15 protein-coding genes are annotated in these 19,210 nt (G+C 27.6%); 3 read left to right on the top strand and 12 right to left on the bottom strand.

Going from position 1 to position 19,210, the window contains the following annotated elements:
- Positions 1–55 precede the first annotated feature (55 nt).
- The 11 genes from Q0O83_RS10130 to Q0O83_RS10080 form a co-directional block, all read right to left on the bottom strand.
- Positions 56–1,174: a RepB family plasmid replication initiator protein gene (locus Q0O83_RS10130; RefSeq protein WP_294096752.1), complete on the bottom strand. Its 1,119-nt coding sequence runs from the start codon at positions 1,172–1,174 to the stop codon at positions 56–58.
- Between the two features lie 269 nt (positions 1,175–1,443).
- Entirely contained in the window at positions 1,444–2,649 is a 1,206-nt protein-coding gene (locus tag Q0O83_RS10125; RefSeq protein ID WP_294096750.1) for a restriction endonuclease subunit S, read from the bottom strand.
- Complete coding sequence (locus Q0O83_RS10120) at positions 2,639–3,664, bottom strand: PDDEXK nuclease domain-containing protein (RefSeq protein WP_294096748.1); 1,026 nt, start codon at positions 3,662–3,664, stop codon at positions 2,639–2,641. The genes Q0O83_RS10125 and Q0O83_RS10120 overlap by 11 nt, the downstream gene beginning before the upstream one ends.
- 12 nt (positions 3,665–3,676) lie before the next feature.
- A complete protein-coding gene (locus tag Q0O83_RS10115; protein ID WP_294096746.1) occupies positions 3,677–5,218 on the bottom strand; it encodes a type I restriction-modification system subunit M in 1,542 nt (513 codons plus the stop codon).
- A 29-nt stretch (positions 5,219–5,247) separates the two neighbouring features.
- Positions 5,248–8,052 carry a type I restriction endonuclease subunit R gene (locus Q0O83_RS10110; RefSeq protein WP_294096744.1) on the bottom strand — a complete coding sequence of 935 codons (2,805 nt, stop codon included), beginning with the start codon at positions 8,050–8,052 and terminating at the stop codon, positions 5,248–5,250.
- 135 nt (positions 8,053–8,187) lie between these two features.
- Positions 8,188–10,338: a DNA helicase RecQ gene (gene recQ, locus Q0O83_RS10105; RefSeq protein WP_294096741.1), complete on the bottom strand. Its 2,151-nt coding sequence runs from the start codon at positions 10,336–10,338 to the stop codon at positions 8,188–8,190.
- A 106-nt stretch (positions 10,339–10,444) separates the two neighbouring features.
- The gene (locus Q0O83_RS10100; protein WP_294096739.1) at positions 10,445–11,167 is read right to left on the bottom strand and encodes an MBL fold metallo-hydrolase; all 723 of its coding nucleotides are present in this window, start codon (positions 11,165–11,167) and stop codon (positions 10,445–10,447) included.
- A 9-nt stretch (positions 11,168–11,176) separates the two neighbouring features.
- Positions 11,177–12,079, bottom strand: a complete 903-nt coding sequence (locus tag Q0O83_RS10095) for a hypothetical protein (protein WP_294096737.1) — start codon at positions 12,077–12,079, stop codon at positions 11,177–11,179.
- Between the two features lie 116 nt (positions 12,080–12,195).
- Positions 12,196–12,573 (bottom strand): VOC family protein, encoded by a 378-nt coding sequence (locus Q0O83_RS10090; protein WP_294096735.1) that lies wholly within the window; start codon positions 12,571–12,573, stop codon positions 12,196–12,198.
- Between the two features lie 44 nt (positions 12,574–12,617).
- Positions 12,618–12,845 carry a zinc ribbon domain-containing protein gene (locus Q0O83_RS10085; protein WP_294096732.1) on the bottom strand — a complete coding sequence of 76 codons (228 nt, stop codon included), beginning with the start codon at positions 12,843–12,845 and terminating at the stop codon, positions 12,618–12,620.
- A gap of 22 nt (positions 12,846–12,867) precedes the next feature.
- Positions 12,868–13,311 carry a YaiI/YqxD family protein gene (locus Q0O83_RS10080; protein ID WP_294096730.1) on the bottom strand — a complete coding sequence of 148 codons (444 nt, stop codon included), beginning with the start codon at positions 13,309–13,311 and terminating at the stop codon, positions 12,868–12,870.
- Positions 13,312–13,446: 135 nt separating this feature from the next.
- Between Q0O83_RS10080 and Q0O83_RS10075 the strand changes: the two genes are divergently transcribed.
- Entirely contained in the window at positions 13,447–14,907 is a 1,461-nt protein-coding gene (locus Q0O83_RS10075) for a 5'-nucleotidase C-terminal domain-containing protein (protein ID WP_294096725.1), read from the top strand.
- 63 nt (positions 14,908–14,970) lie between these two features.
- Here Q0O83_RS10075 and Q0O83_RS10070 read toward each other — a convergent pair whose 3' ends face one another.
- A complete protein-coding gene (locus tag Q0O83_RS10070; RefSeq protein WP_294096723.1) occupies positions 14,971–16,827 on the bottom strand; it encodes a hypothetical protein in 1,857 nt (618 codons plus the stop codon).
- 607 nt (positions 16,828–17,434) lie between these two features.
- On the opposite strand from Q0O83_RS10070, the gene Q0O83_RS10065 reads away from it, so the two are divergent.
- A complete protein-coding gene (locus tag Q0O83_RS10065; protein ID WP_294096721.1) occupies positions 17,435–18,508 on the top strand; it encodes an AAA family ATPase in 1,074 nt (357 codons plus the stop codon).
- Positions 18,496–19,104 carry a hypothetical protein gene (locus Q0O83_RS10060; RefSeq protein ID WP_294096717.1) on the top strand — a complete coding sequence of 203 codons (609 nt, stop codon included), beginning with the start codon at positions 18,496–18,498 and terminating at the stop codon, positions 19,102–19,104. The genes Q0O83_RS10065 and Q0O83_RS10060 overlap by 13 nt, the downstream gene beginning before the upstream one ends.
- The last annotated feature ends 106 nt before the right edge of the window (positions 19,105–19,210 follow it).

Here is a 19,210-nt window from a genome sequence, read left to right as displayed (position 1 = left end):
TGTCGTGACAGTGTCGCGACATTCTCAAAAGACCACTTTTACTAAATCCATTGTACTACGACTTAATCTTATCACGTAGCTTTTCTAAAGATTCTAAATCTTCTACAACAGAAAGTTCTCCAAATAACATTATTCTTTCTCTTGTCGGTAAATCTATTTTAAATATAAGAATCGATAGTTTTTCTTTTTCAAGATCTAGCTCACTTTTTTGTGAAACTTCAACTTTCTGTTTTGCTACTTTTACAGCTTCTTTTTTAGGCTTAACTTTTTTAGAATCCACTATCTCTTTAATTTTAGAGTTCAAAATTTTAGAAAGATTGTCTATCTCAGAGTTATATTTGTATAGTTCATTTAATCCTTTAATTATATCCTCTTCATTGTACTTTAAAATCAATTTCTCCATAGCCTTAGCTGAATAAACCTCATCTACAAATCTATTCTTCCTAGCCTTCAATATAGCCTTTTCTAATTTCTCAGATATTAAATTTTCAGGAATGTCTATTAAATTTTTTTCAACTTTGCTAAACTTTATTTCATTAACTTTTCTTCCTATTTTTTTCTCTTCAAAACTATAATTATATTTTGAATCAAATTTATTAATTTCAGCAATAGACTTAGTTAAAACATCTCGTTTAAAATATCTGTATTCTAAATATCTATCACTAGTTCCTGTAATATTTTTTAATTCTTCCAAATTAAAAATTGGAATATTAACTTTTTCGTATTTTTTAAAAATCTCATAAAAAATAATAGTGTATGAGCATTTATATATTCTTTGCTCTAAAAGTTTTATAGTTGTATAATACAAATTTTTTTCATTTTCATCACCACAAAGAGCTTTAAAAATAGTATCGGGAATTTGTACAAAGACACCATTTCCAACTTTTTTAAATTCTGATAGTAAATTAAATCCACCCCACAATTTTCCTTTTGAATCTCTAGATAAAACCGAAATATTTCGAAGAGAATCCAAATAATTAAATAATTCGTCATAATTATCCGAAATTTCTAAAACATTAAAAATTTCACTCATAGATATTATAATTTTATCTTTTTTTAAATTCTGAAATTTGTGTAGTAAAAAGTTATATGTGACTAAACCTACTGCTGAAATTGGATTTCCAACTATCTCTATTAACTCGTTTGGTTTATATATAGTTAATTTATTTTTCAAAAAAATCACCTCTAAATTATAATACCATAACGTGATATTGATTACAAATAAAAATGTCACATAAAACAGTAATCTTATCACGTATAACCGTATTTTTATCACGTATACCGGTAATCTTATCACCTTTAGCAGTAATTTTATCACGTTAAAACTTTTCATCTCACATTTTAGCCTTGATTTCATTACGATTTTGGCAACATGTGTTTTTCCGTAAATCTTATAAATATTGTAAATATTACAAACAAGAAAAAAAGAGGAGATAAACTCCTCTAAACAAACATCTGCTGTAATAATCCTTTTTTAAACTTTTTATTTTTCTCTAACTCTTCCTCTACTAATTCTATTTTTCTATCTATTGAAGATAAAAAATTAGCTATTTTTTCTTGCTCTGTAAGAAAAGGAAAAGGTAGCTTTATCTCAGAGAAATACTTATAACTTATCATTTTACCATCTCTAATCCCTTCTAATTTAGAGCAAAGTTTCTGAATATATCTTTCAGTTTTTAAATAATTTTTAAAAAAATTATCTATAATTTCGTTTTTAGGTTTCAAAATGATATAGGCAGGACTACATATTCCATCATATGCTGAATATTCTATTCCTCCTTGAAAAGATCTTAAGCTAATAATAAAATCTCCCTTGTTAACAACTTTATAACTTTCTATGCTTGATTCACTTACAATTACTTTCATGTCAATCATCTCTCTTGGAATCGCTCCTTTATCTTGAGTTATTGCCAATATTGGTAAATCAGATGAATGATTTTTATTTGAAATATTTTCAAATATATCACTTCCATTCTTCTCTTCCCACTCAGGATAATCATTTCCATTTTCATCTTTAAACCTTAGTTTTTGACTAAATAATTTTTGCATCATCCCTTTTTTATATTGAGATAAAAGCTCTTTTTTCTTTTCTAGCTTCTCTATCTTTGTATCCACTTCTGACAAGAACGAAGCTATTTTTTCTTGTTCTGGAAGAGAAGGAATATTTGTTTTCAAATTGTTAATCTCTTTAGGAGAAAGGTTTGGAGGGTCACTTCCTGCTATATTTACTTCTATTTTACTTACAATATTATTTCTTTGTAATAACTGATAAACAAAATCTATATTTTGATTTGACTCTAATTTACCAACTCTTTGATTTAATAAAGAATTATGAAAATTACTATTTACTTTGGCTATTTTTAATTGATTATTTAAAATAGGTCTAGTTAATGCAAGAACATAATCATTTTCATTTAATAAAAAATTACTATATTTTTTCTTGTAATCAAATGGTAAAAATGAAAGTGAATCTTCTTTCATTTTCTTTATTCCTACATCTGCAATTTTTACCCAACGAATACCATTGCTTCTGCTATCACTACTTGAAAATGCATATCCATTAAAGATTTTAAATATACTGTGAAATTTCTTCTCCTCCCACTCGCCACTAAACTCTGGGAATCTTAATTTTGGTACTTTATTTTTCATTTCTCTCTTCCTCCTCAACAATCTTAGCTAAATCCTCTTTTGAAGGAAGTATTGTCATATATCTACTCGCAAATATCTGTTCATTATTTTCTGGTAAAGTTATCTCTACTAAAGTATCATTTTTATCCTTACAAATAATAATTCCTATAGTCTTATTCTCATCATCTAACTTTATAAACCTATCATAATAATTAACATACATCTGCATCTGCCCAATATCTTGATGCTTTAACTTTCCTATTTTCAAATCTATAAGCACAAAACATTTTAAAATTCTATTATAGAAAACTAAATCAACAAAGAAATGCTCTTCATCAAAGGTAAATCTTACTTGTCTTCCTTGAAACAGAAATCCTTTTCCTAGCTCCATTATAAATTTCTCAATATGATTTATAATGCTAGTTTCCAAAGTATTTTCAGAGTAACTGCTTATCTCCTCTAATCCTAAAAACTCTAAAACATAAGGATCCTTTATTATATCTTTAGGTTTTTCAATAATCTGCCCCTTAGTAGATAGAGCTTTTACTTCTTCTTTATCACGACTAAGAACCAATTTTTCATATAAGCAACTACTTATTTGTCTATCCATCTCTCTGACAGTCCAATTTTCTTTTTCAGCTTCTATTTCATAAAAGCTTCTTTCTTCAACATTTTGAATTCTAACTAAACGAATATAATGAGTCCAACTTAATTTAAATGGATTCTCAGAAAACGAAATCACTGATTTCGTTTTCTCATCTTCTGAATACGTCATATAAAATTTTCTTATCAACTCTAGATTTCTAACTGTGAATCCCTTTCCAAACTCTTTTGTAAGTTTTGTTGCTAAATTTTTAATAAGCTCTTTCCCATACTCAGCTCTTAGCTCTCCATTTTGTTCCTCTTCCACTATTTTTTTACCTATCAAAAAATATGTAAGAGTCATTGTAGAGTTTACTGTGGATAAAACCTTTTTTCTAGCATTTTCCAAAAGAGCCTTAATATCATGGTAAAGATTATCTTTTCTTTCTAACATAGCGAACTCCTCCTATAAAATAGGTGCTTTTATGCCAAGCTCATCACAATATCTTTTTATCTCAGCATCTACTGATTCTATCTCTTTATCTAAAGCTCCAATCTCATTAACTACAGCTTCTAAGTCAATCTCTTCCTCTTCTTCAAAAGTATCAACATATCTTGGGATATTTAAGTTATAGTCATTTTCCTTTATCTCTTCCATAGTCGCTAGATGTGAGAACTTCTCTACCTCTTCTCTCTTTTCATAAACTCTTAAAATCTCTTCTACATGCTCATCAGTTAGCATATTTTGATTCTTATTTTTTTGGAATAAGTTACTAGCATCTACGAATAAAACATTGTCACTATTCTCTCTACTCTTTTTAAATACTAAGATACAAGTAGGAATAGATGTACCGTAGAAAATATTTGCTGGTAATCCTATCACTGCATCTAAATAGTTTTTCTCTTTAATTAGATACTCTCTAATAACTCCCTCTGCTGCTCCACGGAATAAGACTCCGTGAGGTAATACCGTTGCCATTACTCCATCCTCATCTAGGTGATGTATCATATGTTGAACAAATGCAAAATCAGCCTTTGTTTTAGGAGCTAATTTTCCATAAGCAGAGAATCTCTCGTCACTTAAAAATGTTTGATCCGCTGACCAGTTAGCAGAAAATGGTGGGTTTGCCACTACAGCTTCAAAAGTTCTACCAACATGTCTATCCTCTTCCAAAGTGTCTCCTTGCTCTATATCAAAGTCAGCAAATTTTACACCATGTAATATCATATTCATTCTAGCAAGGTTGAAAGTTGTAGTATTTAACTCTTGCCCATAGATATGAGAAACATTAGACTCTTTTGCTACTCTTAAAAGCAGTGATCCCGAACCACAAGTTGGGTCATAAGCTGATTTTATTCTTTCTTTTCCTAAAGTTACTATTTTAGAAAGTATTTTTGACACTTGTTGAGGAGTATAAAACTCTCCAGCTTTTTTCCCTGCTCCTGCAGCAAACTCTCCAATTAAATACTCATAAGCATCTCCTAAAACATCCATCTCTGTGTCATCAAATCCAAAATTAATTTCATCAAGATGCTTTATCACCTCTGATATTAACCTGTTTTTCTGATCCACTGTTCTTCCTAGTTTTGTAGAAGTTAAATCCACATCTTCAAATAGTCCAGCAAATTCATGCTCTGATTCATGACCTAGTGCTGATTCTTCAACAAGCTTTAAAGCTTTGCTTAGGTCTTCTATAATTAACTCTTTATTTTTAGCTCTTTCAGCTAGATTATGGAATAAATATTTTGGCTCTATAAAATATCCTAAAGATTCTACTGCTTCTTCACGTAACTCCTCTAAAAGCTCTGGATCTTTTTCTATATCACTATACTTTTCTATCTCTCCATCAAGTTCTGCTAAAGCAAACTTCTCCATTTTCTCTGATAAGAACTTAAAGAATATAAATCCTAATATATAGTCTCTAAACTCATCTGCTCCCATATTTCCTCTAAGCTCATTCGCTATCGCCCAAAGTCTCTTTTCTAACTCTTGTTTATGTTCTGACATCTTTTACTCTCCCTTTTACTAATTATTTCTTACAGAGTAAATCTCTGTACTAAATCTTTTATAGCACTTGTTACTATCTCTATTTTAGTTCTTCTTTCTTTTAATCCTAATTTATCCATAAAAGTTAGTTTTACCATATCTCTATGAAGTTTTTTAGAAAAATTATATTCATTTATTGTTTCTTTTAACTTATCAGGGTCAAGATTTTCTTCTATCTGGAATTTTTCAATAGCTTCCTCTTTTTCCTTCAGCCAATAAGAATCAAACTCAGCTTCTATAGATTGATCCTCTAGTATTAGAGGTAAATTTTCTGATAAAAACTTTTCTATAAGCTCTCTTTTACTTCTCAGTTCCTCTGAACCATCTAATAGCTTCAAAAGAAACTCTTTATCTGCTACAAAGCTTTCACTCTTAGGGTCTAACTCTTTTAATAAGAGCATAATATAGCTGACATTAATATCATCTCTTTTTAGTAATTCCACTTCAAAATCTAAATCATCTAAGATAGAGACTTTTTCTTTAGTGCTTTTATTTTTAATCTCATCATACATATCTAGATATTTACTTCGATAGTCTTCAAACTCTGCATCTCTAATATCGAGATGATCAAAATCAAACTCTGTAAATGTATTTAGCCTATTCATAACTCTTATAAGGTTTCTATATGCTGTTATAAACTTTGCTTTTTCATCTTCAGTTTCTAATTTATCAACTTCATCTACAGAACTCGCTATTTTAAATAATTGCTCTACATATTTATTAAAGTCAGCTACATATTCGTGATAATCTTTCATAAGAACTGTCTCAATAGCTTCTTTATTTGAAAAAAGTGCAATAGCTTCATCTGTTCTTTTCTTTAGATTTCTAAAACATAAAACATTTCCATAACTTTTCTTTTCATTTAATATTCTATTAGTTCTTGAATACGCTTGAATAAGATTATGATATTTTAAATTCTTATCAACATATAAAGTGTTTAAAGTTTTACTATCAAAACCAGTTAAAAACATATTAACGACAAGTAAAATATCTATTTTTCTCTCTTTCACTTTTTTAGAGATATCAATATAATAAGCATTAAAGCCACCCTCTTTATTCAGATCATGATTATCTCCAAAAGTCTTATTGTAATCTTTTACTATCTCATCTAATTTCTCTCTTGTATGGATAGTCGATACTTCTTCTCCTGTGTTTTCCTCTGTATCTTTTGCTTCTTCATTAGCTGCATAAGTAAAAATAGTAGCTATATTTAAATCGTGATCTTTACGTTTAAATATATCATAATATTTTATAAGAGTTGGAATACTGCTCACTGCAAAGATTGAAGTAAACTCTTTACTGTAAGTTTTTCTTTTATGATTTGCTAGAATAAAGTCTACTATATTTTCGAGTCTCTCAGGAGATTCAAAAACTTCTGCAGTATCTATTCCTTCAACATTTAAATCATCCATTGACAAATCATTGCCCTCTTTATCTTGTAAACTCTTTGATTTAAAAGTGTTGTAGTATTCAACTGAGAAACCTAAAACATTATCATCACCTATAGCATCTTTTATAGAATACTTATGAAGGCACTCATGAAACAGATCTTTTGTAGTCTTAGTTTTTATGGCGTTCTCTCCAAAGATTGGTGTTCCTGTAAATCCAAACATCTGTTTATTGTTAAAAAACTCCACTATTTTATGGTGGGTATCTCCAAATTGTGATCTATGACACTCATCAAAGATAAATACTATTTTCTTATCTGCTGCATTTTTCATTCTATCTTGTAAATGAGCTTTTGAAATAGCATTATTCAGCTTTTGAATAGTCGTTATTATAAGCTGTGTCTTATCGTCACTTATTTGATTCACTAAATGTCTTGTGTTGTCTGTTCCATCTATTGAATCTTTATCAAAGGCTTTAAACTCTTTTATTGTTTGATAATCTAAATCCTTTCTATCGACAACAAAGATTACCTTATCTATATTTTTATTTTGTGTCAACAGTTGACTAGCCTTAAAAGAGGTTAGAGTTTTTCCTGAACCTGTTGTATGCCAAATATATCCATTCTTAGATGGAATATTTTCAACTCTTCTCAGTATACTTTCAACTGCATAATACTGGTAAGGTCTTAAAGCCATTAAAATTCCATCTGATTTATGAAGTACTATATATTTCCCTATCATTTTTAAAGCGTGAGATCTATTTAAAAATATTTCTGTAAACTTGTGAAGATCACTGTATCTGTTATTTTCCACATCAGTCCAGTAGAATGTTTGCTTAAATGATTGATTTTTATTGTTTGCATAATACTTTGTGTTTACTCCATTGCTAATCACAAATAGCTGAACATAGTTAAAGAGTCTAGAATATGAATGCTTCTGATATCTATTAATTTGATTAAAGGCTTCTTTTAACTCTATCCCTCTTCTTTTAAGCTCTATTTGAATAAGAGGCAACCCGTTTATTAAAATGGTTACATCATATCTATTTTTATATTTCTCTTCCATGCTAATTTGATTCGTTACTTGAAAGGTATTACAGCACCAATCTTCAGAGTTAAGAAACTGAATATATACAATATCATCATTGTCTCTTAACAATTGAAATTGATCTCTTAGTTTTCTAGCTTTATCAAAAATAGATCCACCACTTAAATGAATCATTATTTTCTCGAACTCTTTATCACTTAAAGGATTGTCATTTAATGATTTTTTATTATGAAGCTCTAACTGCTTTTTAAAATTGAGATTTAACTCTTCTTCATTTTTTATATTTATATTTTCATAACCTTGGTTTCTAAGTTGTTCAATTAATTTTTCTTCTAATTCTGCTTCTGATTGAATACCCATGGCTTCTCTTCTCCTATTTTAATTTATATGCCTTTATATAATACCATAAAATAACACCAAAAACAAAAAACAAGAGCATTTTCAACTCTTGTTTTCATTAAATTATATCATATTTAAAGTCAAATTTTAATTCTCTTATAAATCCATCAAAATCAACTTAATCTTATCATACGAAAAATATTCAGGCAGAGATTCTTTTATAGGCTTTAAACGCTCTATACCAACCTTTTCCACAGCTTCAACTAGCAATGCTTTCTCTTCCGCTGTATATAATCTTGATAAATCTAATTCAGCCATCTCCTCCTTAGCTTTAGAAAGATGGTTAAGAACTGTAGTAACTACAATTTGTTGAGTTGAGGCTATCTCTTCTATTGATAATCCTTCTATAAATAATTCGGCAGTTTTTTTGTAACTAGCTGATCTAGTTGAACTTGATTTTGTTGATATCTCTAACTTAGAACTTATATTAGTGTCATTAGTTTCTTCAATATATTTATTTAAAATAGATAAAATTGAATCCCCATATTTTTGGAACTTAACCTCTCCCATTCCATTCACTCCAAGTAGCTCAGCTTTATTTCTAGGTTTATAATTACATATCTCAATCAGAGTCTTATCTGAAAAAACAACATATGGTGGAACTCTCAATTCAGCAGCAGTTTCCGTTCTATACTTTGCTAAAATCTTAAATAGATTTTCACCACCCTCTATCAGTGACAATGAAGCATTATTTTTTAAACTCTTTTTAGATTTTTGAATAGAAGTATCACTATTTAAAACTTTCATAAACAAAGTTTCCTTACTTCTAATAAAAGAGTATGCTTTTTCTGTCAGCTTTATGAGAGGATACTTTCCTTCACTTACTTTCAAATATTCATGTCCTATCATATAATCAATAACTATTTTTATCTCTTCTAAACTTTTATCTTTTAAACACGCATATGTAGATTGCTCATTTAATCTATAATCTTTTATCTTAGCTGTATTAGCTCCTTTTAAAACCTCTGAAATCAGTTTAACACCAAACCTATCATTTAGCCTTCCAATACATGATATGATCTTTTGTGCATCAATTGTTATATCTAAAACTTCTCCTTCATTTTCACAGTTGCCACAAGTTCCACAAGACTCTTCCAATGCATCTCCAAAATAGTTCACTATATACTCTGATAAACATCTATTTGTTCTTGTGTAGTTTTCCATACTAGATAATTTCTCATATTTTATTTTTGAAAGCTCAGAATCTGTATTTTCATTCTCAATAAATAACTTTTGAATAACAATATCTTTTGGATGATAAATAAGAACACACTCTGAGTCGAGCCCATCTCTTCCAGCTCTTCCTGCTTCTTGATAATAGCTTTCAATATCTTTTGGAATATTATTATGGATAACCCATCTCACATTTGATTTATCAATTCCCATTCCAAATGCGTTTGTTGCAACGATTATTTTAGTTTTATCCAATATAAAATCCTCTTGATTAGACATTCTTTCATCATCAGACATCCCAGCATGATACTTTCCAACCACAGTTGTTCGAGATAAAATTTCATAGATCTTATCACACTCTTTACGAGTAGAAACATAGATTATTCCACTTTCATCAGGATGAGTATGGATAAACTTTTGAATAAATTTTACGTTATCTATATTTTTTAAAACAGAAAATTTAAGATTTTTCCTTCTAAATCCATTTTTAAATATATCTGCATTTATATTTAAACTGATTAAAATATCTTGAATAACCTCTGGTGTAGCAGTAGCTGTAAATGCTGTTACTACTGGAGAGTAATCCAAACTTTCCAAGAAAGTTTTTATATTTTTATAACTAGCTCTGAAGTCGTGACCCCATTGAGATATACAATGTGCTTCATCAACAGCTACTTGAGATATTTTTATTTTTTTTATAACTGATAAAAATCTACTATTTTCTAATCTTTCTGGAGCGATATATATGATTTTATATTCGTTATTCATTAAGGAGTTATAAGTCATTTCACATTCGTTATTTGAAAGAGAACTATTAATAAATGTAGATGGGATTCCGTTTTGATTTAAAGCATCAACTTGGTCTTTCATTAATGATATAAGAGGAGAAATTACAATTGTTAAACCTTCAAAAATTATTGCTGGAATTTGATAACATATAGATTTTCCACCACCAGTTGGCATAATAGCTAATGTATTTTTCTTTTCTAAAATATTGCTGATTATCTCTTCTTGACCTTCTCTAAAGTTTTCATAACCAAAATATTTTTTTAAAATAACATTTTTTTCTATCATTTAAACCTCCTCATTTTATATTTTTATATAATTATATTATAGCTTATTTCTTCGATTCTGTTAAACAAAAATATCTTCGGTCATGACCGAAGATATTTTCTCATTTTTAAATTTCTATCAAAAAGTTCGTTCTAAATATCTCGATAACATCCACATCATATTTTTTAACTCTCTTTTTCAACTCAGTACTGACATAAAAATTCTCATCAAAATGCATTGGAATCATAAATTTAGGTTTTATATTTTCAGCAAAATATTCACTACCTAAATAGCAAAACTCCTCTAATCTTGGATCAACAGGGAAAAAAGCAACGTCTATCTCTTTATTGACTCTAATTTTTTCAACAATCCCTGTATATAACTCTCTCATATATTTTTCCTCTGCTTCAGTGTCATCTTTCCAATACCACCAATTTAAATCTCCAGCATGGAAAATTTTAACTTCATCCACTTCCACTAAAAACGAAACTCCTAAATCTGAAGAGCCATATGCTTTTATCGTCATCTCTCCTAAATTTAATTTTTCACCCTCTGACATCTGATAACAATTTTTTATATCTCCATCTAAAAGGATGTCACTACTTAAAATATAAGTTAAATCATAATTTTCATTTTTCCAGTTTAAAATATCTTTGTTAAAATGATCATAATGACCATGAGAAGAAAATACTATCACCTTTTTTAAACTTTTAGAAACTATATCAATTAAAGATATGTCATCTATATCAGTTTTTAGTGGTGTCTTATAGTAATCGAAAACTAATAAATGTTTTTCTGTTTCAACTACAAAACAGCTGTGATATATATAAAATATTTTTAAACTTTTCATAACTTCCTCCTAAACTGATTTGCTTTTACCATTTCTATCATAGCCATTTTTGTCATAACCATATTTATTATATCCCGCTTTATCATAACCTTTCGAGTTATAACCACTTCTATTGTAGCCCTCTCTATCATAACTAGCTTTATTATAACCAAACTTATCATAACCTGCTCTATCATAGCCATATTTATCATACTCATATTCATCATGATTTTTTATATTAAAACTTGCATTATTTTCTCTATTATATCCCAACCTATCATAACCTGTTCTATCAAAACCTGCTTTATTGTAACCGTATTTATCATATCTTGCTCTATCGTAGCCATTTCTGTCATAACCACTTCTATCGTAGCCCTCTTTATCATAGCCAAATTTATCATAGATTGTTTTGTCAACTTCTGAATCCAATTTAATATTTTTTGAAATTCCAGATTTATTTAAACCACTTTTATTATAACCTGTTCTATCATAGCCTGCTTTGTTATATCCATTCCAGTCATATCCCATTCTGTCATAACCAGCTTTATTATATCCAAACTTATCATAACCTGCTCTATCATAACCAAATTTATCATAGTCAGACCTAGAATAACTATTTGCAAAATGATTTTCATAAATCTCTTTATTATACCCAAATCTATCATAGCCTGCTTTGTCATAACCATTTTCATCATAGCCCAACTCGTCATAAATCTCTTTATCTTTTTGCACTTTTTTCATTTTATTATCAGCTGGATTTTCATTTTTCTCTTTTATCTGCTGAACTTTACGTGTTTGTTCTCTCACAGCCTTATTTTTTAATTTTCTTGTCATTTTTACCTGCTTTTTTCTTATAACCACACCTGCTAAAAAAACTGCAATTATAATTAAAATACTGCCTGTTGCTAACATAATTTGATGCACTTCCTTCATTTTCTAATTTTACTAGATTATATCTTAAAATATTATGATAACATAGTTTTTTTGAAATATAAAGATGTAAAAAATAGGGTCAAAATAGACCCTATCTAAATAAATTTATTCAGTTTTTACTTTACAACTCTAGGTGGAATAACTTCTAACCAATATCCATCAGGGTCATTTATAAAATAAATTCCCATAGCTGGATTCTCATAGCAGATACATCCCATTTCACTATGCTTTTTATGAGCTGCCTCATAATCATCAGCAACAAAAGCTAAATGGAACTCCTCATCCCCTAAATCGTAAGCTTCCTCTCTATCTCTTAGCCAAGTTAACTCTATTGTAAACCCAGTTTCTCCATCTCCCATATAAACTAAAATATAGCTACCGTCAGCAGCTTCTTTTCTTCTTACCTCTGTAAGCCCTAACGCATTTTTATAAAACTCCATACTTTTTTCAAGATTTAATACATTAATATTAAAGTGATTAAATACAAATTTCATTCGAACTCCTCCCTAAAAATATATTTAACTAAATAATAACCTAATTATGCATCTTTTGTCAATTTTTGTATTATTGTTTTTCTTGATTTTAACTCGTTACATTTATTGCACCAATAGCTTAAAGATCCACACGCTGCTAACTTTTCAAGTTCACTTCCACAGTCAGGACAATAAGCTTTTTTTATATATTTTGCTTCGCAACTTTTACAAATATATTCATTTCCAATTTTTTCTAATTCACAACCACACTCTAAACATTTTTGATTTTCCATTTTTTCCTCCAAAAATAATTTTCTACAGCTTGTTTATATCTTCTAAAAGTTTAATTAATTTCTTTTCAAACTCAACGTTTTGATCCTGAGTTCTTTTCTTAGGTCCCTTTGTTCTCTTTCCTGCATTTCTTAGCTTTTGTGACATATGTCTACTAAAAAGTAAACTCTCTATATTAAATTTATTATAAATCAAACCATCTTGATTTATTGCATGAGCTCCTTTTGATAAAACGATTGATGCCAACCCATAATCTTGAGTTACGATTACATCTTTTTCCTCACTCTTTGAAATAATTGTAAAATCTACTGCATCTGCTCCTTGAGAAACAACAACTGTTTCCACTCCATCTCTCTCGATTTTATGAGCATTATCACATACTATTAAACAACTTATATTTTTAGATTTTGCCACTTTTATTGCAATATCTGTAACTGGACAGGCATCTGCATCTATTATTATTTTCATTTTAACTTCCTTTAATTAATTTATTTTTATTATTATTTTAACAAAACTAAGCATCAAAAATCAAGAATCATATATTATTTCATTTAATTCTATGCTACACTAAAATTATAGTATATTTTTAAACGAGGAGGGGTTATGAATTTAAAAAATTTTGATTTAACTTTTATTCACCTTAATGATATTCACGGAAGAGTTAATGGAGAAAATAATAGTATCTCGTTTTCAAAACTCTTCACTTTTTTAGAAACCCTACGATCTGATAAAAGAAACGGTAGAGTATTTGTAATTGATTCAGGAGATACTCTTCATGGAACCTCTTTTGCAAATCTTTCTAAAGGGGAGTCTATAGTTGAACTTTTCAATTCTCTAAAGTTTGATTATGCCACACTTGGTAATCATGATTTCAATTTTGGATATGAGCAACTAAAAAAACTTTTAAATGAACAAAACTATAAAACATTAGCTTTAAACTTTGTAGATAATGAAAAGTTAAATGATAAAATATTACCATTTGATATAATTGAAATTAATGATTTTAAAATCTGTTTTTTTGGATTAATGACACCGGAAACTTATTATAAAACAAATTCTAAAAATATAAAAAATTTAGATTTTAAAAATCCAATAGATTCAGTAAAAGAACTTTTTAATGAATTAAAATCTGAGCATATAGATTTTTATGTTGGAATCACACACCTTGGATGTGACAAAACAACCGAAGAGGATTATCAAAGTATACATCTGGCAAAATGTTTTCCAGAAATTAATTTAATCCTCGATGGACATAGCCATACTACTATTGATAAAAAATTAATTATCAACAACGCTTTAATTAGTCAAACTGGAAATTATAACAATAAAATATCTTTAATCAAAGTTAAGATTGATAAAATTAATAAAGAACATCTTTTGGAATATAAACTTTTAAATAAAAATGATATCGATTTGTATGAAGCAGATATAGATATTCAAAATAAAATTGATAAAATCACAAAATCTCAAGAAAATATGTTAAATTCAGTAATTGCTAAAACAAAATTTCCATTAATTGGTGATAGAGACTTAGTTAGAAAAGGTGAAACAAATTTTACTCAACTTATTACTGATGCCATTCTTTGGAAAACAAAATGTGATGCTGTACTCATCAATGGTGGAAGTATTAGAGATTCTATTGAAGCTGGAGATATCAAAGTCGGCGATATTAAAAACTCAATTCCTTTTGGTAACTATATAGTGATAAAAAAGATTCAAGGCAGTGATTTGAAATTAGCTCTTGAGAACGGTTTAAAAGGCTTTCCTCAAAATCTTGGAGCAATGGCTCAGGTTGCAGGTCTAAAAGTCTTTTTTGATAGTAATAAACCACCTTTAAATCGAATTCAAAATATAGTTATAAACGACACTCCTCTTAACCTGAATAATTATTATCATATTGCCACTACAGATTTTATGGCTTTAGGTGGTGAAGAGTATACATCTTTTATTCATGGTGAGGAACTTTTTTCTTATCCTGCAGTTGAAGATATCGTAATCGAATACATAAAAAAATTCGGTGTCAACTCAACTTTAAGTATTGTTCCAAGATTAATTACAAATTAAAAAATTTAAATATAAAAATATCTTCGGTCATGACCGAAGATATTTTTATATAATCTATATTTTCTATTTTTTACTATTTAATCTTAAAACAACAGACTTTACCATTTCAACTAAAACTTCCTCTGTTATCTCTTCTAAATTTTTATATAAAAGAATCTCTTTTCCAGCTTCTAGTCTTAACATCATATAATCATCAAAATCCATCTCAAAAAGCCCCGAATAAAACTTTACTTTTTGACCTACCGATGTATATATCTCTGTTAATGTCATTCCTTTTTTAGGTTTTTCCTTTTCCTCAGATATAACTTCAATCTCTTCAATAACATCTTTTTTAACAGCTGTCTCTTCTTTTCTCTTAAAATACTCTGTTTCCATTAAGTATTCTGAAATCAGTGATCTTTTAGCTGCTTTAAAAGCAATTTTCTGAATTTTTGTATCTTGACCACATTTTTTTACATAGTGAGCATAAGCATCTTTTTCTATCTCTTCTTTCTCTGTGTCATCTAATGTTTGGAATCTCTCATAAATAATCGAAATCTCAGTTTCATTTAAACCTTTATTCTCTTTTAAATCTAAAGGAACAACCTCAGCTTCAACCTCAATTTTTTTAGGAGTTATATTTACTATTTCCTCATCTTTAGTCCAATCATTTTCTAAAGCTTTTATAAAGTACGCTCTCACTTTATCAACTTTATTTTTCTTCATATAGATTGCAACCTGTTGAACTTTTTCCAATCCATAGCTTTCTATTGAATCCTTTATTGTCTTAGGCATAGTTTTTAAACTTCTAGCTTTAGTTGGCATTAAGCTTAAAATCTCCTCTACCATCTCTGGTGTGACATTTATAAACTCTTTTAACTCTTCATGCAGTTCCTCTTGTAAATCTTTATTTTCCGTATGACTTACCAAAAGCTGACTTTGAGTTAAATTTCTAAACTCATTTAAATCATCAAAAAATCTTTGTTGCTTATCTTGAACTGTAAAATCATAGAAAAATATTTCAACTTCGGCATTCTCCCAAGTCCCCTCTTTTTCTAAAATAAAGTCTTTTATCAACTCTTTCTCTTTTAACTCTTGGAAATTTTTCATCAAAGTTTTTACAGTTCTTCCAATATTAGTTTTATCAAACTTCAATGGAATTCTTTTTATTAAATATATTACATCTATTTTCAAATACGTTTCACTAAATCTAAGCTTTTCAATCAACATATAAATAGTTCTAGCTGTACTTGATTCTATCTCAAGTAATACAGCAGCATCATAAACTAAATATCCTTTTGCTAAAATATTTTTATAGAAAAAATCTGATATTTTTATTTGATAAATCTCTTTTATTCTACGATCATTTATTTGTGCTTTTATATTCGCATTTTCTTTGCTCTCTAAACTAAGAATATCCAATTCAAAAATAGATCTTGTAATCTCTTCTTTCAAAACAGATTTCAATTCATTAAAATACATTGTATTCTTAAAGCTATAAAATGTATTAGCTATTCTCAATAAACTTTTTTTAATAAGTTCATTTGCTCTATTTGTATTTAATCCCAATTCTTTTTTTAATTCACTCAATGTTACACAAAATTTTTGAGGCATTCCTCTATCTTTCATAATTTTCATCAATACAATAAAAACTTTTTCCTCCATTTCTCCTGGAATATGATATCCCGAAGCAGGAGTAACAGTGATATAGGTATCTCTATTGTTGTTAAAATAATATTTAACTATCTGATTTGTTTTTCGTTTTGTGTTCTTGCTAAATATAGGATACTGGATTATATTCATATCCATACGTATCAGTGCTCTATTTTTTAAAAAACTTTCATCTAAGGTTATATTTTCTTCTACTATTTCTGTTTCTGGTGTATCAATTACCTCTTGAAAGTTTAAATTGTTGCCTTTCTTCTTTTTAACTACTTTCATAAATCAACTCCAACAATTTTTTCGTCATTACATGGGTATATCTCACTTTTTTCTATGTTTTTTCTTAGATTCTAATAGATTATACCTAAATTATAGAGAAATTTCAAGAAAAATACTCCCACTTAATGAAGATTTTATATTATTTTTAAAATATGCTCCCAATAAGTGTTGATAAAAAAAGAACTTTTTTCACATACTCCCACTTAATGAAGATAGATACTCCCACTTAATGAAGAAAGTACTCCCACTTAATGAAGATAGATACTCCCACCTAATGAAGAAAAATACTCCCATTAAATGACGAACTATTAAATGTTCAATTGAGCCTTATAAATCAATGCTTAAATGGCTTTTTTTTGGCTTTTTTTTTGTACATAACAATATATAACAATATATAACAATATATAAACAACTATAAACAATGTAAAATAAAAAATATACATAAATTATTAAACGCATATTAAAAAATAAAATCTTAAATGCGTTGACTTTTAAAAAGTTTTATAGTATTCTAAATTGTAGAAACAAGAAAAAGTAAAATACATAAAAAATTCTGAGATACTTATAAAATAATTCAATTACTTTTATCTTAAAAAAAGGAGAATAAATGGTTTTTGAAAAAAAAATAAATCTAATATTTAATAAAAAAAATAAAATATCCACAGCTTATCTAAATATTCCTATCAAAGGAATTAAAATAATGAATGAACCTAAATTTTTAAATTTTGTTTATGATGAAAAAGAAAATGAAATAATTTTAAAAAAATGTGAACAAGGACAACCATTAATTATTCAAGCTAATGGAAATACAAAACTTTATAGAATAACTTTAGATAAAGAGATTATTGAAAAAACTGGCTATAAAAAAAATCAATTAATTAAAATCGATATTACAACAGAAGAAATGAAAATAACTTTTAATCAGGAGGAAAAAATGTCTAAAATAGTTTCTATTATAAATTTTAAAGGTGGAGTAGGAAAAACAACTACAACTCATTGCATAGGATCAGGGTTAACTTTACAAAATAAAAAAGTCTTACTAATAGATACTGACCCTCAAGCAAGTTTAACTTTTACAGCTTTAAATGAAACACCAAAATTAACTATAAAAGATATTTTAGCTGATCAAAAAAATATAAATGACGTAATCGTAGAAACTGAAAATTTTGATTTAGTTCCTTCAAATCTAATTTTAAATTTAGCTGAAAGACAATTAACTTCTAAATTTGGAACTGAAAAATTATTAAAAAAAGCTTTAAATAAATTAGAAAAAACATATGATTATATAATAATAGATTGTCCACCAAGTATGAATTTATTTACAGTAAATGCTCTTTATGCATCAGATTATGTTTTAATTCCTTGTGAAACAGAACTTTTAGCTTTAGATGGATTAAATCTTTTAATTCAAACTTTAGAGCAAACTGAAGAGGAGTTAGATGTAAAAATAAAAAATACTTTAGTTTTACCAACAAAACTAGATAAAAGAAAAAAAGTAAGTAAAGAGATCTACGAACATTTAAAAGAAAATTTTAAAACAACAGAAACAACTATAAGAACTTGTTCAAAACTAAATCTATTAGGACTTAATAAAGACTCGATTTATCAGATAGATTCAACATGTACAGCAGCAATAGACTATAAAAATTTAGTGGGGGAAATTATTAAATGGGATTGTTAGCAAATTACAAAAAAAGTGAAGTACTTATAAAAAAAGAGAAGTTCGAATCAAATTTTGATTACAATGATTTTAATCAAGAAGATAAAGAAAATTTATTAGAACTAGAAAAAAAAGCAACACATACAAGTAATTTATTAAAAGAAAATTTAAAAGAACTTGGAGATGTTTTTTTAGAAGCTCATAAAATATTTTCAAATAATAAAAATGGAATGTTTGGAAAGTGGTATGAAAATTTAGGTTTTAAAAAAGATTTTGTATATCTTTGCTTAGATAGAAGACAACTTTCTATACAATACAATAGCAATGAAATATATAAATTACCTGATAGAACAATTAAAGATATAAAAAAAATTGAAAAAGAAAACGGAGAACTTGTATTTGAAATATTGGAATCAGAAAATCCAAAAGAAAAAATAAAAGAGTTCAAAGATAATTTAATTCAAAATAAAATTGAAAAAGAAAAAAATTTAAAAAAAGAAAATATTAAAACAAAACTAAATAATTTATTAAAATTTATAAATGTAAATGACTTCAACGATGAAAAATTATCAAATTTAGAGATACTTATAAATAATTTAGAAAAAGAAATACTTTAAAAACCTTTTTAAGTAAAGGTTTTTTTGCATATAAGTATAAAGTTTATATTTTGAATCTGTTAACTAAAGATGAAAAATAGGTCCAGTTCTTTGAAAAGGGATAAAG

Origin of the sequence: uncultured Cetobacterium sp. (assembly GCF_945952365.1) — a bacterium.
Lineage (GTDB): Bacteria > Fusobacteriota > Fusobacteriia > Fusobacteriales > Fusobacteriaceae > Cetobacterium_A.
Note: the sequence above shows the minus strand (reverse complement) of the source record. Positions and strands in the feature narration are given on the sequence as shown.